At 70.0% G+C, this 14,401-nt stretch carries 14 protein-coding genes; 4 read left to right on the top strand and 10 right to left on the bottom strand.

Going from position 1 to position 14,401, the window contains the following annotated elements:
- The first annotated feature begins 34 nt into the window (after positions 1–34).
- From ACFHPP_RS22435 to ACFHPP_RS22425, 3 genes are read left to right on the top strand one after another with little or no spacing between them, the layout of a single operon-like run.
- Positions 35–1,552: a S41 family peptidase gene (locus tag ACFHPP_RS22435; protein ID WP_437165463.1), complete on the top strand. Its 1,518-nt coding sequence runs from the start codon at positions 35–37 to the stop codon at positions 1,550–1,552.
- Positions 1,553–1,603: 51 nt separating this feature from the next.
- Positions 1,604–2,743, top strand: coding sequence for a divergent polysaccharide deacetylase family protein (locus ACFHPP_RS22430; protein ID WP_437165462.1), 1,140 nt, complete (start codon positions 1,604–1,606; stop codon positions 2,741–2,743).
- A gap of 31 nt (positions 2,744–2,774) precedes the next feature.
- A complete protein-coding gene (locus tag ACFHPP_RS22425) occupies positions 2,775–3,254 on the top strand; it encodes an RNA pyrophosphohydrolase (RefSeq protein WP_437165461.1) in 480 nt (159 codons plus the stop codon).
- A 30-nt stretch (positions 3,255–3,284) separates the two neighbouring features.
- Here the strand turns inward: ACFHPP_RS22425 and ACFHPP_RS22420 are convergent, their stop codons facing one another.
- The 7 genes from ACFHPP_RS22420 to atpH form a co-directional block, all read right to left on the bottom strand.
- Positions 3,285–4,379 carry an endo-1,4-beta-xylanase gene (locus ACFHPP_RS22420; protein ID WP_437165460.1) on the bottom strand — a complete coding sequence of 365 codons (1,095 nt, stop codon included), beginning with the start codon at positions 4,377–4,379 and terminating at the stop codon, positions 3,285–3,287.
- Positions 4,380–4,429: 50 nt separating this feature from the next.
- Entirely contained in the window at positions 4,430–5,293 is an 864-nt protein-coding gene (locus tag ACFHPP_RS22415) for a ferritin-like domain-containing protein (protein WP_437165459.1), read from the bottom strand.
- 76 nt (positions 5,294–5,369) lie between these two features.
- On the bottom strand, positions 5,370–5,780 hold the full coding sequence (gene atpC / locus ACFHPP_RS22410) for an ATP synthase F1 subunit epsilon (RefSeq protein ID WP_437165458.1): 411 nt from the start codon (positions 5,778–5,780) through the stop codon (positions 5,370–5,372).
- Between the two features lie 147 nt (positions 5,781–5,927).
- The gene (gene atpD / locus ACFHPP_RS22405) at positions 5,928–7,358 is read right to left on the bottom strand and encodes a F0F1 ATP synthase subunit beta (RefSeq protein WP_437165457.1); all 1,431 of its coding nucleotides are present in this window, start codon (positions 7,356–7,358) and stop codon (positions 5,928–5,930) included.
- A 16-nt stretch (positions 7,359–7,374) separates the two neighbouring features.
- On the bottom strand, positions 7,375–8,262 hold the full coding sequence (locus ACFHPP_RS22400) for a F0F1 ATP synthase subunit gamma (protein ID WP_437165456.1): 888 nt from the start codon (positions 8,260–8,262) through the stop codon (positions 7,375–7,377).
- Positions 8,263–8,273: 11 nt separating this feature from the next.
- Positions 8,274–9,812, bottom strand: a complete 1,539-nt coding sequence (gene atpA / locus ACFHPP_RS22395) for a F0F1 ATP synthase subunit alpha (RefSeq protein WP_437165455.1) — start codon at positions 9,810–9,812, stop codon at positions 8,274–8,276.
- Positions 9,812–10,357: an ATP synthase F1 subunit delta gene (gene atpH, locus ACFHPP_RS22390; protein WP_437165454.1), complete on the bottom strand. Its 546-nt coding sequence runs from the start codon at positions 10,355–10,357 to the stop codon at positions 9,812–9,814. The genes atpA and atpH overlap by 1 nt, the downstream gene beginning before the upstream one ends.
- Positions 10,358–10,596: 239 nt before the next feature.
- Here atpH and ACFHPP_RS22385 point away from each other — a divergent pair, with 239 nt between their 5' ends.
- Positions 10,597–11,790 (top strand): MFS transporter, encoded by a 1,194-nt coding sequence (locus tag ACFHPP_RS22385; protein WP_437165453.1) that lies wholly within the window; start codon positions 10,597–10,599, stop codon positions 11,788–11,790.
- Here ACFHPP_RS22385 and ACFHPP_RS22380 read toward each other — a convergent pair.
- The 3 genes from ACFHPP_RS22380 to hisC are packed head-to-tail and all read right to left on the bottom strand — an operon-like array spanning position 11,780 to position 14,261.
- Positions 11,780–12,238, bottom strand: a complete 459-nt coding sequence (locus ACFHPP_RS22380; protein WP_437165452.1) for a DUF29 family protein — start codon at positions 12,236–12,238, stop codon at positions 11,780–11,782. The genes ACFHPP_RS22385 and ACFHPP_RS22380 overlap by 11 nt on opposite strands.
- A gap of 57 nt (positions 12,239–12,295) precedes the next feature.
- The gene (locus tag ACFHPP_RS22375) at positions 12,296–13,183 is read right to left on the bottom strand and encodes a prephenate/arogenate dehydrogenase family protein (protein WP_437165451.1); all 888 of its coding nucleotides are present in this window, start codon (positions 13,181–13,183) and stop codon (positions 12,296–12,298) included.
- Positions 13,176–14,261 (bottom strand): histidinol-phosphate transaminase, encoded by a 1,086-nt coding sequence (gene hisC / locus ACFHPP_RS22370; protein ID WP_437165450.1) that lies wholly within the window; start codon positions 14,259–14,261, stop codon positions 13,176–13,178. The genes ACFHPP_RS22375 and hisC overlap by 8 nt, the downstream gene beginning before the upstream one ends.
- Positions 14,262–14,401: the final 140 nt, after the last annotated feature.

Below are 14,401 nucleotides of genomic sequence, written 5' to 3'. Positions count from 1 at the left end.
CCCCGGGGCCGCGACCCAAGGATCGGGTGGTCGCATGAGCGACGTGTCTGGAAACAAGGATGTCTCTGGAAACAACGGGGACCGGGGCAACAACGGCAGGATGCCGAATGCGGGCCAGGCTGTGCTGATGCAACCGGCGAAGCCCTCCCGCAGGCGCCGGCTCGGCGTCGCGGGTGCGGTCACGGCGGCCTTCCTGGCCGGTGCGGTGGTCGGCCCCATGGTCGCGGTGCCCGGCATGCAGGCCTGGGCGCAGGAAGGCGGCCGCGCCGAGACCTACCGGCTGCTGAACCTGTTCGGCGACGTGTTCGAGCGCATCCGCGCCGAATACGTGGTGCCGGTGACGGATCGCGACGTGATCGAGAGCGCCATCAACGGCATGCTCCAGGGACTCGACCCGCATTCCTCCTACATGAACCCGCGGTCCTTCCGGGACATGCAGGTGCAGACGCGCGGCGAATTCGGCGGCCTCGGCATCGAGGTGACGCAGGAAGGCGGCTACGTGAAGGTGATCAGCCCGATCGACGACACGCCGGCCTCCCGCGCCGGGGTCAAGCCGGGCGACCTCATCACCCATCTGAACGGCCAGTCCACCCAGGGCCTGTCGCTGCAGGACGCGGTGGAACAGATGCGCGGCGAGCGCGGCAGTTCCATCCGCCTGACCATCCGGCGCGAGGGCGAGGCCCGGCCGGTGGAAATCTCCCTGACCCGCGACGTGATCCGCCCGCAGGTGGCGCGCTTCCGGCTGGAAGGCAACGACATCGCCTATATCCGGCTGTCCTCCTTCAACGAGCGCACCGAATCGGCGCTGCGCAATGCCATGACCACCATGCGCAACCAGGCCGGCAACAACCTGCGCGGCCTGGTGCTGGACCTGCGCAACAACCCGGGCGGCCTGCTCGACCAGGCGGTGCAGGTGACGGATGATTTCCTCGACCAGGGGGAGATCGTCTCCACCCGTGCCCGCCGGCCGGAGGATGCGCAGCGCTGGAATGCCCGTCCGGGCGACATCGCCCAGGGTCTGCCCATCGTGGTGCTGGTCAATTCCGGCTCCGCCAGCGCGTCGGAAATCGTCGCCGGCGCCCTGCAGGACCATCGCCGCGCCGTCGTCATGGGCGTGAAGTCGTTCGGCAAGGGCAGCGTGCAGACCGTCATGCCGATCCCCGGCAACGGCGCCATCCGCCTGACCACCGCGCGCTACTACACGCCCTCCGGCCGCTCGATCCAGGCGACCGGGATCGAGCCGGATATCGAGGTGCTGGCCAGCCGTCCGGACCCGAACATCACGGCGCGGGAGCGTGACCGCGAATCCGACCTGCGGCGGTCGCTGCGCAACGACAATGACAGCAGCGTGGACCCGACCCCGCCGCCGCCCCTGCCGGCGCTGAACCTGCCGGCCGGCGTGGTGGACCGCGTGGTGCGCCAGCCCGCCGAGGGCGCCGCGGCCTTCGATCCGACCAAGCCGGAAACCGACCACCAGTTGCAGCAGGCGGTCCAGTTGCTGCGCAACATCGCCGCCGCCCCCGGCACCCCGCAGCGCCGTGCGCAACGCTGACCCTGGCGCATCGCTGAGGGAGACACCGCGTCGGGCCGCGCTGCGCCGGCCGTGACTCGCGGCCGCCGGGCCCTGGGGGCGTTCTGGGCGGTCGTTGTGCTGGCCCTCGTTGCGGGGACCGGCACGCTGCAATGGCTGGGGCCGCCTGATGCAGCCAGCGTCGCGGCGCCAGCGACCCCGGCGGCCGCCGACCCGGCGCCGCCGGCACCCGCCGCGACCGTGGTTGCCGAACCGTTCATCGAAGCCCCGGTGCCAGCCGCCGCCGAGCCCATCGCCGCAACCGGAGCCCCGGTGCGGACCGAACCGCCAGCCGCCCCGGCCCCACCGCCGCTGGTCACGCCGGTCGCCATGCCGCAACAGGGCGCCGCCGAGCCCCGGATCGCGGAGCCCGAGCCCGAAATGCTGGAGCGGACCCGCGCCGGGCTGGTGCCGAAGCTGGGGCCGGATGGCCGCACCTCCATCCGCCACTATGCCCGCCCCTTCGACCGGGACGCGGAACGCCGCCCGCGCATCGGCCTGATCATCGGCAATATGGGCCTGTTCGCCCAGCATTCGGAGGAAGCCATCCGCCGGCTGCCCGGCGCCGTCACCCTCGCCTTCAGCCCCTACGCCCAGCGCCCCGAGCCGCTGCTGGAACGCGCCCGGGCGCGCGGGATGGAGGTGCTGACGGCGCTGCCGCTGGAGCCGGCCGGCTACGGCCAGTTCGCCGACCCCGGCGACCGCGCCCTGCTGACCGGCCGGCCGGTGGAGGAAAATCTGGAACGGCTGGACTGGGCGCTGTCCCGCATGCAGGGCCAGGTCGGCGCCATCGGCGCGCTCGGCCGGCTGCGCGGCGAGCGTTTCGCCGCCAATGCCGAATTGCTCGGCATTATCCAGGCGGCGCTGACCACCCGCGGGCTTCTCTATATCGACCCGCGCCCAGGCGCCCCCACCCCGGCGCGTGCCTTCGGCCGCACGGTGGACCTGATCCTCGACGAACCCTCCGAGACCCGCAGCGAGGTCGAACGCCGCCTGACGGAGCTGGAAGCACTGGCGTTGCGCAACGGCTCCGCCCTCGGCCTGCTCGGCAACCCGACGCCCTTCTTCACCGCCGCCATCCTGGCCTGGTCCGCGGGGCTCGAGGATCGCGGCGCGGTGCTGGCGCCGGTCACCGTGCTGCTGCGGCGACCCGGCACGCAGGCGGCGCGTTGAGGGACGCGGCGCCACCAGCTACAAGCCCGGCATGAGCCTCCCCTACCGCACCAATGTCGGCGCCGTCCTGTTCAACCGCGACGGCCGCGTGCTGGTGGCCCGCCGTGCCGACATGCCCAACGCCGAAGGCCGCGCCGGCGGGTGGCAATTGCCGCAGGGTGGCGTCGATGCGGGGGAGGATCTGCGCCTCGCCGTGCTGCGCGAGCTGGCCGAGGAAATCGGCACCGACCGCGCCGAGATCATCGCCGAGCACCCGGAGTGGCTGAGCTACGACTTCCCGCCGGAGCTGCGATCCATGCGGATGGCGCAGAAATACCGCGGCCAGCGGCAGCGCTGGTTCGCGCTGCGGTTCCTCGGCGAGGATGCCGATATCCGGCTCGACGCCGACCCGCATCCGGAATTCGACGCCTGGCGCTGGGCCGGGCTTGCCGAACTGCCGGACCTCGCCGTGTCCTTCAAGCGCGACATCTACCTCGAACTGGTGCGCGAATTTTCCCGATTCGCCGGCTGAGGCGTCAGCCGACGCATTGTCCCCTCGGCGTCAGCCGACGCCCTGGCCCAGAAACGCGCGGGCCAGGGCGCGCCACATCTGCTTGCGGTTCAGCTCCCAGTCATAGGGCAGGCCGCGATGCACGTCGCCGGGGTCCAGCGCCACCGCCTGTTCCCGGTGCAGCCAGGACCAGCGGTCGCTGATGCCCCAGGTCAGCAGGGTGCGCGCCCCGCCCTCGAAGGCGGCGGAGGCGAAGGCGTGGCTGCGCAGCGCGACCGAGGCATCGCGGGCGACGAAATCGCCGACCGGCGGCCGCACCTCCCGCACGTCCATCTCCGTGATCAGCACCTGCAGGTCCAGCGCGCGGATGTCGCGGACGAAGCGCGCGAAGATGGCGGGGTTGAACGCCTCCCGCATCTGCAGATGGGCCTGGATGCCGACGGCGTCGAGCGGCACGTTGCGGTCACGCAGGCTGCGCAGCAGGCGCAGCAGCCGGCGCCGCTTTTCCTCGGCCGAGGGGCTGTCCGCCTCCACGCCATAGTCGTTCAGGGTCAGGCGCAGCGTGGCATCGCGCTGCCTTGCGGCGCGCAGCGCCATCGGGATGTAGTCGGGGCCGAGCGCCCGCAGCCAGGGCGTGCTGCGCAGGTCGCCGCTGTTGCCGGCCGGTTCCGGCACGTCGGAACCCGGCGGGTTGGCGACGGGCTCGTTCACCACGTCCCAGTCGCGGATTCGGGCGCGGGTGTGCGTCAGCACACGGTCGAAATGCGCCTCCATCACCCCCTGGGCGCGGGCGCGGCTCTCGGCCAGGACCGGCGGCACCCAGGCCGGCAGCGAATTGTGCCAGACCAGCGCATGGCCGCGCAGCGGCTTGCGGAAGTGTTCCGCCCAGCTCAGCAGCGCATCGAGCTTGGCGAAGTCGAAGCGGCCGGCCTCCGGTTGCAGGCTCTCGAACTTGGCCTCGTATTCCGGCACCAGGATGCCGGCCTCCTGCGCCACCAGGGCTGCGAATTGCGGCTCCTCCGCGATCAGCTGCGCGGTGACGGCGCAGCCATAGGTGAAGCCGCGCGACTGCGCGATCTCGGCCAGCGGCCGATCCGGCGCGCTGGCGGGCGTGAAGGATTGCGCCTGTGCGGCCCGGGAAGCCACGAGGGGCGCCACGAGCAGGGGGGCGAGCGCCCGGCGGGACAGCGGCAAGGTCAGGCGGCCATCGCCGGGGTGGTGGCACCCGTGGTCGGCGCCGGCCTGGCCAGCAGCGCCTGGTAGCGGCCGCAGCGCCAGGCCATCAGCCGCCAGGCGCCCTTCGCCGCGAGCAGCGACATCCGCCCGCGCGGTTGCAGTCCGACCGACTTGAACACCATGCCCATGCCCCGCTCGATGTGCCGGAAGCGGTAATAGGCCATGGCGCGGCCCATGTATCCCGCAATGCAACGATCATGGCTGTAGGGGGTGTCGATCGCCTCGTTGCCGCAGTGGAAGGCGAAGGCGAGTTCATCGTCCTCCGATTCGCCGATCCGGCCGGCGGCGACCCGCAGCCGTTGCAGGAAGGACAGCTTCTCCCGGCCCAGGTAGCGCTTCATATGGTCGTAGAACAGCTTGAAGTGGCGGTATTCATCCGCCGCGATCAGCTTGCAGACTTCCTTGAGCACCGGCTCATCCGTCGCCTCGCCAAGCGCGGTGTAGTAGCTGCTGGTGCCGGTCTCGACCATGCAGCGGGCAATCAGCTCACCGGTGCGGGAGCCGCGAATGGAGGCATCGGCCTTGATGTCGATCTTGTAGCCGGCGCGATATCGGGCAAAGGCCTGTTCGAAATCCCAGCTAGGATCGGCCAGCATCGCCCATTTGCCGAGCGCATCGCCATGCTGGACCTCCTCCTCCGCCCAATGGGCGGCGGCCTGGTGGAAGTCCGGGTCGTCGTGGAAGACGGATTGCAGGTACAGCGCGTAGTCGTCGCCATTGCGCTCGACCATCGCGGCGGCCTTCACCAGCGGCACGATCTCTGGATCGAGCCGGGCGGGGTCGAACTGGTCCCAGCCGATCTGCTCGATACGCCAGTGCTTCATGCCGCCAATCGCCCCCGGTTCAGTCCGCCGCTTAATGTCTTGCGGCGGGGAGGCAGTTTCAAGCGCCCCGCCTGGCTTACGCCGCTTCGGCTGCCTGGGCCATGGCGCGCGCCGAAAGCAGGCGCGCCATGGTGGCGTCGCGCTTTTCCGGCGTGTCCATGGCGGCGGCGGTGTAGGCCGCCTCGGCCTCCCGCAGCTTGGTCTCGGCCGCGGCCTTGGAAAGCTGCGCGACCGGCACGGCGTCGTCCGCCAGCACGGTGCAGCGCTCCGGCGTCACTTCGGCGAAGCCACCGCCGACGAACAGCCGCTCGGTGATCTGTCCGCCTTCGGTCACGGCGATGATGCCGCCGCGGAGGGTGACGATCATCGGCGCATGGCCGGGCAGCACGCCCATCTCGCCTTCCGCCGCCGGCAGCACCGCCATCTCCACGGCGCGGCTCAGCAGCAGCTTCTCGGGGGAGACGAGTTCGAACTGGAAGGTGGCCATGGCGCTACCCCATCAAATCCAACAAAGGCGGCCCGCGATACGCGGGCCGAGGCCGCGAATGCGGCCCGCCGCCAATGCGGCGAGCCAAGGCCGCGGATGCGGCCGCCCGGCGCCTGAGGGCTGAAAACCAGACGATCGAAGACGCTGCTACGCAGCAGCCTTCAACGTCTCACCCTTTTTGACAGCGTCTTCGATCGTGCCGACCATGTAGAAGGCGGCTTCCGGCAGGTGGTCGTACTCGCCGGCGCAGATCGCGGCGAAGGAGCGCACCGTGTCCTCGAGCTTCACGAAGACGCCCGGCGAGCCGGTGAAGACTTCCGCGACGTGGAAGGGCTGGCTGAGGAAGCGCTGCAGCTTGCGGGCGCGGGCGACGACGAGCTTGTCCTCCTCGGACAGCTCATCCATGCCCAGGATGGCGATGATGTCCTGCAGCGACTTGTAGGTCTGCAGGATGCGCTGCACCTCGCGCGCCGTCCGGTAATGCTCCTCGCCCACCACGCGGGGGTCGAGCGCGCGGCTGGTGCTGTCCAGCGGGTCGACCGCCGGGAAGATGCCGAGCTCGGCGATGGAACGGTTCAGCGTCGTGGTCGCGTCCAGGTGGGCGAAGGAGGTCGCCGGCGCCGGGTCGGTCAGGTCGTCCGCGGGAACGTAGATGGCCTGCACCGAGGTGATGGAGCCCTTCTTGGTGCTGGTGATGCGTTCCTGCAGCGCGCCCATGTCGGTGGCCAGCGTCGGCTGGTAGCCCACCGCGGAGGGAATGCGGCCCAGCAGCGCGGAGACTTCGGCGCCGGCCTGGGTGAAGCGGAAGATGTTGTCGATGAAGAACAACACGTCCTGGCCCTGCTCGTCGCGGAAATACTCCGCCATGGACAGGCCGGACAGCGCCACGCGCGCACGTGCACCCGGCGGCTCGTTCATCTGGCCATAGACCAGCGCCACCTTGGAGCCTTCGGTGGAGCCGTTCTCGCCGAGCTTGATGACGCCCGCATCCACCATCTCGTGGTACAGGTCGTTGCCCTCGCGGGTGCGCTCGCCGACGCCGGCGAAGACGGACACGCCGCCATGGCCCTTGGCGATGTTGTTGATCAGTTCCTGGATGGTGACGGTCTTACCGACGCCGGCGCCGCCGAACAGGCCGATCTTGCCGCCCTTGATGTAGGGCGCCAGCAGGTCGATCACCTTGATGCCCGTCACCAGGATTTCCGCCGAGGTCGCCTGGTCCTCGAAGGACGGCGCCGCGCGGTGGATGGTGTAGGACTTGGTGTGGCCGACCGGGCCGCGCTCGTCGATCGGCTCGCCGATGACGTTCAGGATGCGGCCCAGCGTCTCGTTGCCCACGGGCACGGAGATGCCGGCGCCCGTGTCGACCACTTCGGTGCCGCGCACCAGGCCGTCCGTGGTGTCCATGGCGATGGTGCGCACGGTGCGCTCGCCCAGGTGCTGCGCGACTTCGAGGACCAGGGTGCGATCCTCGATCTTCAGCGTCAGGGCGTTCAAAATGGCGGGCAGTTCGGCCGGGAACTGCACGTCCACGACGGCGCCCAGAACCTGGGTCACCTTGCCGACATTGTTCTTCATCTGTGCGATTCCCTGCTCAAACAGCTTCAGCACCGGAGATGATCTCGATCAGCTCCCGGGTGATGTTGGCCTGTCGCGTGCGGTTGTAGTTCAGCGTCAGCTTGTTGATCATCTCGCCCGCATTGCGGGTGGCATTGTCCATCGCCGTCATCTGGCTGCCGAAGAAGCCGGCCGAATTCTCCAGCATCGCGCGGTAGATCTGGATGGCGAGGTTCTGCGGCAACAGCGTCGCGAGGATTTCCTCCTCGTTCGGCTCGTACTCATACAACGGCTGCGCGCCGGAAGGCGCCGCATCGGACTCGACCGCCGGCAGCAAGGCCGGGATCAGCTGCTGGCCGGTCGGCACCTGGCTGATGACGCTGCGGAAGCGGTTGTAGACCAGCGTGCAGACATCGAACTCGCCGGCTTCCTGCATCGCGGTAATGCGCAGCGCGATCTCCTGCGCATCGGCGAAGTCGACGCGCTTCTTGCCGGCCATGGAGATCTCGCCGGTGATGCGGCTGGCGTATTCCCGCTTCAGGTAGGCCGCGCCCTTGCGCCCCACCGCCAGCACCTTGACCGTCTTGCCGGCCGCTTCCAGTTCGCGGATGCGGGTGCGGGCGAAGCGCCCGACATTGGTGTTGAAGGCGCCCGCGAGGCCGCGATCGCCCGTCACCACCACCAGCAGATGCACCTGGTCGGACCCGCTGCCCACCAGCATCTTCGGCGCATCCGGGCTGCCTGCGACGGAGGCGCCGAGCGAGGCCAGCATGCGCTCCATGCGTTCCGCATAGGGGCGCGCCGCCTCGGCCTGCGACTGCGCACGGCGCAGCTTCGCCGCCGCGACCATCTTCATCGCCTGCGTAATCTTGCGCGTGCTCTTCACCGAGGTGATGCGCGCGCGAAGGGCCTTGAGGCTCGCCATGTCGCGCTATCTCAGCCGAAGGACTTGGCGAAGCTGTCGAGGAAGGCGACCAGCTTGGCCTCGGTCTCCTTCTTGATCTCGCGCTCGGTGCGGATCGAGGGCAGGATTTCCGGCGACTGCGACTTGAGGCCGGACAGCATCTGCCGCTCGAACTCGCCCACCTTGTTCACCGGGACCTTGTCCAGGTAGCCACGCGTGCCGGCGAAGATCGCGGCCACCTGCTCCTCGACCGGAACCGGCTTGTACTGCGGCTGCTTCAGCAATTCGGTCAGGCGGGCACCACGGGCCAACAGGGCCTGCGTCGTCGCGTCCAGGTCGGAGGCGAACTGGGCGAAGGCCGCCATCTCGCGGTACTGCGCCAGGTCCAGCTTAATCTTGCCGGCCACCTGCTTCATCGCCTTGATCTGCGCCGAGGAGCCGACGCGGGAGACGCTGAGGCCGACGTTCACGGCGGGGCGGATGCCCTTGAAGAACAGTTCCGTCTCCAGGAAGATCTGCCCGTCCGTGATCGAGATCACGTTGGTCGGGATGTAGGCGGAGACGTCGCCGGCCTGCGTCTCGATGACCGGCAGCGCGGTCAGCGACCCGGCGCCGAAATCGTCGTTCATCTTCGCGGCCCGCTCCAGCAGGCGGCTGTGCAGGTAGAACACGTCGCCCGGATAGGCCTCGCGGCCCGGCGGGCGGCGCAGCAGCAGCGACATCTGGCGGTAGGCGACGGCCTGCTTCGACAGATCGTCGTAGAAAATGACCGCGTGCATCGCGTTGTCGCGGAAATATTCGCCCAACGTGCAGCCGGTGTAGGGCGCCAGGAACTGCATCGGCGCCGGATCGGAGGCCGTCGCGGCGACGATGATGGAGTATTCCATCGCGCCGTTCTCTTCCAGCGTCTTCACCAGCTGGGCGACAGTGGAGCGCTTCTGGCCGACCGCGACGTAGATGCAGAACAGCTTCTTGCTGTCATCATCGCCCGCGGCCTCGTTGGCCACCTTCTGGTTGATGATGGTGTCCAGGATGACGGCGGTCTTGCCGGTCTGGCGGTCACCGATGATCAGCTCGCGCTGGCCTCGGCCGATCGGGATCAGGGCGTCGATCGCCTTGATGCCGGTCTGCATCGGCTCATGCACCGACTTCCGCGGAATGATGCCGGGCGCCTTCACCTCGACGCGCATGCGCTTCTCGATGGCGATCGGGCCCTTGCCGTCGATCGGGTTGCCCAGCGCGTCGACGACGCGGCCGAGGAAACCCTTGCCGACGCCGACGTCCACGATCTCGCCGGTGCGGGAGACGGTGTCGCCTTCCTTCACGCCCTTGTCGTCGCCGAAAATGACGACGCCGACATTGTCGGTCTCGAGGTTCAGCGCCATGCCCTTGATGCCGGCGCCGGGGAATTCCACCAGCTCACCGGCCATGACGTTCTGCAGGCCGAAGACGCGGGCGATGCCGTCGCCCACGGTCAGCACGGTGCCGACTTCGGCGACATTGGCTTCGGCGTCGAAGCCGGAGATCTGAGCCTTCAGGATCTCCGAGATTTCGGCAGGACGGATATCCATCAGGCGGCCCCCTTCATGGCGTACTGCAGGCGCTGCAGCTTGGACTTGAGAGAATTGTCGTACAGGCGCGAGCCGATCCGGACCACGAGACCACCCAGCAGGGTCGGGTCCACGAGTTCCTTCAACTGCACGCCGGAATACCCGGCCTCCGTCAGCCGCGCGACGATCTGCGAGCGCTGCGTGTCGGTGAGGCCATGGGCGGTGGAGACGGTGGCGATCTGCTGGCCGCGACGGGTCGCGAGCAGCGCGCCGAAGCTGGCGGCGACTTCCGGCAACTGCGCCAGGCGGCGATTGACGATCATCACGCCGAGCAGGTTGCGCACTTCCGTGCCGATGCCGGCCCGGTCGAGCACCGCGAAGATGGCGCGCTTCTGTTCCGCGCTGTCGAGCCGCGGGTCGGCCACGAAGGACCGGAAGCCGGCATCGCCCTCCCAGAGCTGGAACAAATTGTCGAGGTCCGTCGCGATGCGGTCCGCGGCGCCGGGTTCCTTCGCGCGCAGATCGTCGACGATGCCGAGCAGCGCGAGCGCATAGCGCTCCGACAACCCGGTGGGGTTCGGGGTCCTGGCAGTGCCAGATGCGACGTCTGTCGTTGCGGAGGCCAAGGGGATCCCGGTCCTGTCTCTGGTCGGAGCGTAAACCTACGGCGCGCGGGTCCGGGGGACAGGTGTGACAGTCCCCTTTGTGCGGCGGCGGCGCCTTAGCATGCGCATTGCGGTGCGGCAACTCATCTCGCGCCGTCCGGGTCGTTCCCAGGCCGCGTCCGACGCGCCAGGATCGGCCGATGGCGCAGCGTTTCGACGGGTGGCGGGTGGTGGCGGGGGCCTTCGTGCTGGCCGTCTTCGCCTGGGGAATCGGCTTCTACGGCCCGGGGATCTACATCGCGACACTGGCGCAGGGCCGCGGCTGGTCGATCGGGCTGCTGTCGGCGGCGGTGACCTGGCATTTTCTCGTCGCGGCCGCGCTGGTGGCGCAACTGCCGGAGTTGCACCGGCGCTGGGGCGTGGCGGCGGTGACCCGGGCTGGGGCGGTGGCCTCGGCGGCCGGGCTGCTGGGATGGGGATTCGGTCACCTGCCCTGGCTGATCTTCGGCGCGGCGACGCTGACCGGCATGGGCTGGGCGCTGACCAGCGGGGCGGCGATCAACGCCATGATCTCCCCCTGGTTCGAGCGGCGCCGGCCGGCGGCGCTGGCCATGGCCTATAACGGCGCCAGCGTCGGCGGCATCCTGATGACGCCGCTTTGGGCCTGGCTGATCGCGGGCTGGGGGTTCGGTGTCGCCACCGCCGTCATTGCAGCCGCGCTGCTGGGCGTGGCCTGGCCGCTGGCGGCGCGGGTGCTGGGGCGCGGGCCGGCGGAGTCCGGGCAATACGCGGATGGCGATGCCGCGCCGCCGCCTGTCCGGCCTGCCCCGCCGGCGCGCAGCCGCGGCACGCTGGTGCGGGACCGGGTGTTCCGCGGCCTGTCGCTGGCCTTCGCCATCGGGCTGTTCGCGCAGATGGGGCTGGTGACGCACCTGGTGTCCCTGCTGGTCCCGGCCCTCGGCGTGCGCGGGGCAGGGCTGGCGATGGCGGTGGTCACGGTCTTCGCCGTCCTCGGCCGCACCGTGACAGGCTGGGTGCTGCCCGGCGGTCCTCGCCGGCGCTGGGCGGCGGCCGCCACCTTCGCGGTGCAGATGGCGGGCAGCCTGGCGCTGCTGGTGGCGGGAGATTCCGTGCCGATGCTGCTGCTGGGCTGCGCGCTGTTCGGCCTCGGCGTCGGCAATTTGCTGTCGCTGCCGCCGCTGATCGCCCAGGCGGAGTTTCCGGCCGCCGATGTCGGGCGGGTAGTGGCGCTGATGCAGGCGATCAACCAGGCCTTCTACGCCTTCGCCCCGGCCGGCTTCGGGCTGCTGCGGGAGGTGGCCTCCGCGGAGGCGGCGCTGTGGGTTACGGTGGCGCTGCAGGGGCTGGCGGCGGTGCTGGTGCTCAGGCGGTGAGGCGGGCCAGCAGGCGGGCGATGTCGCGGTTCCGTCCCAGCAGTTCCTCCAGCACGAAGGGCAGTGGCGGCATGTCGGGCAGGTGGACCCCGCCGATCGCCAACTTGCCGGCTGCGAAATCCCAGGAATCCTCCCAGACCTGATCAAGCCGCGGCCGTTGCGCCATGCTGGGCGCGTAGATGCGGCCGGCCGTCGTCAGCGCGGCCCGCGCCTCGACGCACCACTGCGCCACCGGGTCCCGATCCGCCGAAAAGGCGGCGAGGATGAGATGCGTCAGCGCCACCCGAAGCTGGCTCTCGACGGCGTGGAGTTCGATGCGCCTCACGCTCTCGATCTCCTCGGCCACGTTCGCCCAGTCCAGCCCGTTCACCCGTTCCCCGCGCGCCATGCGGCGCAGCAGGTCGGCTTGTTGCTCGGACCAGAGCAGGATGTCGCCGTCGCAGGACATAGGCGAAGATATGGGCAGACCGAGTGGGAAAGCTACCGCCTCCCGCGCCTCGCGGCGCTAGGCCTGCTTGCGCTCGATCAGCCCGCGCCGGATCTTCCGCCCGCGCTGGATGCGGTCCTCGATGAAGCCCGCCTCGCCCCAGCGCACGGCGCGGCCCAGCGCATGCGCGTCCTCCGTGAACCGCGCCAGCATCTCCAGCAGCGCCTCCCGGTTGTTCAGGAAGACGTCGCGCCACATCGTCGGGTCGCTCGATGCGATGCGGGTGAAGTCGCGGAAGCCGGAGGCGGCGAATTTCAGCACCTGCTCCTTCGTCTCCTCCGCCAGGTCGTCGGCGGTGGAGCAGATGGTGAAGGCCAGCAGGTGCGGCAGGTGGCTGACGATGGCGACGACCTTGTCATGCGTCGCCGCATCCATGGTTTCGATCATGCTGCCGGCGCGGCGCCACATCTCCCGCACCTTCTCGACCGCCTCCGGGTCGGTGCCGGGGCGGGGCGTCAGGATGACGTAGCGGCCCTGGAACAGCTCCGGGAAGCCGGCATCCGGGCCGGAGTGTTCCGTGCCGGCCATCGGATGCCCCGGCACCAGGTGCACGCCGCGCGGCAACAGCGGGCCGAGATCCCGCAGCACGCTCATCTTGGTGGAGCCGACATCGGTGAGGATGGCGCCCGGCTTCAGATGCGGCGCGACCTGCGCCATCACCTCCGCATTGGCGCCGACCGGCACGCAGAACACCACGCAGTCGGCGCCCTCGACGGCCTTCGCAGGGTCCGCCTCCACCACATCGGCGATGCCGAGTTCGCGGACGCGGTCCAGCGTCGCCGGTGTCTTGGCATGCGCCACCACCGTGCGCGCGATGTCGCCGCGTTCGCGCGCCACCCGCGCCAGGGAGGAGCCGATCAGCCCGACGCCGAGCAGGCAGAGCCGCTCGAAAAGAGGCTCAGCCATGCCGGGTGAATTCGGTCAGCGCCTCGGTGACGGCCTGGCATTCCTCGGCGGTGCCGATGGTGATGCGAAGACATGGGGCGAGCCCGTAGGAGCCCATCGCCCGCACGATCAGCCCGCGAGACCGCAGATGCGCATCGGCCGCCCCGGCGCGCGCGGCATCCCCGAAATCGACGAGGAGAAAATTGCCCTCGCTCGGCCAGACCTTGAGGCCCGCCGCCTGCAACGCCGCGGCCACCTTGCCGCGCCATTCGGTGTTGTGCGCGACGGACGTCTCGACCCAGCCCGGCTCCGCCAGCGCCGCGATGCCAGCCTGCATGGCGGCGCCGCTGACGTTGAACGGCCCGCGCACGCGCCCCAGCACGTCCACCACCGCCGCAGGCGCGTAGCACCAGCCGAGCCGCATCCCGCCGAGGCCGAAGATCTTGGAGAAGGTGCGCGTCATCACCGTGTTGTCGCCGGCATCGACCAGCGCCTGGCCCGGGTCGTAGTCCGGCCGCGTCACGTACTCGGCATAGGCGGCATCAAGCACCAGCAGCACGTCGCCCGGCAGGCCGCGCCGCAGCCGCACCAGCTCGGATTGCGGCAGGATGCTGCCGGTCGGGTTGTTCGGGTTGGCCAGGAACAGCAGCTTGGTGCGCGGCCCGACGGCGGCCAGCAGGCCGTCCACATCCGCCACCAGGTCGCGCTCCGGCACCTTGATGACGCGGCAGCCGGCCCAGCGCCCGGCCAGGTCGTACATCAGGAAGCCATGCGCGGACATGACGATCTCCGTCCCCTCCCCGCCATAGGCCAGGATGAGCAGGGTCAGGATCTCGTCGGAGCCGTTGCCGCAGACGATGCGAGAGGGCTCCAGGCCGAAGCGTGCGCCGATTGCCTCCCGCAGCGCGGTCGCGCCGCCATCGGGGTAGCGGTGCGCGTCCTTCGCCGCGCCGGCGATGGCGGCGATGGCGGCGGGGGGCGGGCCGAAGGCGCCCTCGTTGGAGGACAGCTTGATGATGCGGTTCACCCCCGGCACCTTCGATTCGCCGCCGACATAGGGCTCCACCGAGAGGATGGACGGGCGCGGCATGACGGTCATCGGGGCGTGTCCGGAAGCGAAGGTTAAGCCTGTTGCATAGACGCGGCGGAAGGCGCCGCCAAGGCAGGACGGGCGCCGCCAAGGCGGGCCGCACACGCGCCAGTTGCCGCGCGGGGGCGGCGGCCCTATTCGTGGCGCGG

The sequence above is a fragment of the Falsiroseomonas sp. E2-1-a20 genome (assembly GCF_051433195.1).
In the GTDB taxonomy this organism is placed as follows: domain Bacteria; phylum Pseudomonadota; class Alphaproteobacteria; order Acetobacterales; family Acetobacteraceae; genus Falsiroseomonas.
Note: the sequence above shows the minus strand (reverse complement) of the source record. Positions and strands in the feature narration are given on the sequence as shown.

Excerpts from the sequence above, each read along its gene's own strand:
- hisC (WP_437165450.1), bottom strand. The coding sequence starts at position 14,261 with ATGACCGTCATGCCGCGCCCGTCCATCCTCTCGGTGGAGCCCTATGTC.
- atpA (WP_437165455.1), bottom strand. The coding sequence starts at position 9,812 with ATGGATATCCGTCCTGCCGAAATCTCGGAGATCCTGAAGGCTCAGATC.
- ACFHPP_RS22415 (WP_437165459.1), bottom strand. The coding sequence starts at position 5,293 with ATGAAGCACTGGCGTATCGAGCAGATCGGCTGGGACCAGTTCGACCCC.
- ACFHPP_RS22385 (WP_437165453.1), top strand. The coding sequence starts at position 10,597 with ATGGCGCAGCGTTTCGACGGGTGGCGGGTGGTGGCGGGGGCCTTCGTG.
- ACFHPP_RS22435 (WP_437165463.1), top strand. The coding sequence starts at position 35 with ATGAGCGACGTGTCTGGAAACAAGGATGTCTCTGGAAACAACGGGGAC.
- ACFHPP_RS22380 (WP_437165452.1), bottom strand. The coding sequence starts at position 12,238 with ATGTCCTGCGACGGCGACATCCTGCTCTGGTCCGAGCAACAAGCCGAC.
- atpC (WP_437165458.1), bottom strand. The coding sequence starts at position 5,780 with ATGGCCACCTTCCAGTTCGAACTCGTCTCCCCCGAGAAGCTGCTGCTG.
- ACFHPP_RS22375 (WP_437165451.1), bottom strand. The coding sequence starts at position 13,183 with ATGGCTGAGCCTCTTTTCGAGCGGCTCTGCCTGCTCGGCGTCGGGCTG.
- atpD (WP_437165457.1), bottom strand. The coding sequence starts at position 7,358 with ATGAAGAACAATGTCGGCAAGGTGACCCAGGTTCTGGGCGCCGTCGTG.
- ACFHPP_RS22400 (WP_437165456.1), bottom strand. The coding sequence starts at position 8,262 with ATGGCGAGCCTCAAGGCCCTTCGCGCGCGCATCACCTCGGTGAAGAGC.
- ACFHPP_RS22425 (WP_437165461.1), top strand. The coding sequence starts at position 2,775 with ATGAGCCTCCCCTACCGCACCAATGTCGGCGCCGTCCTGTTCAACCGC.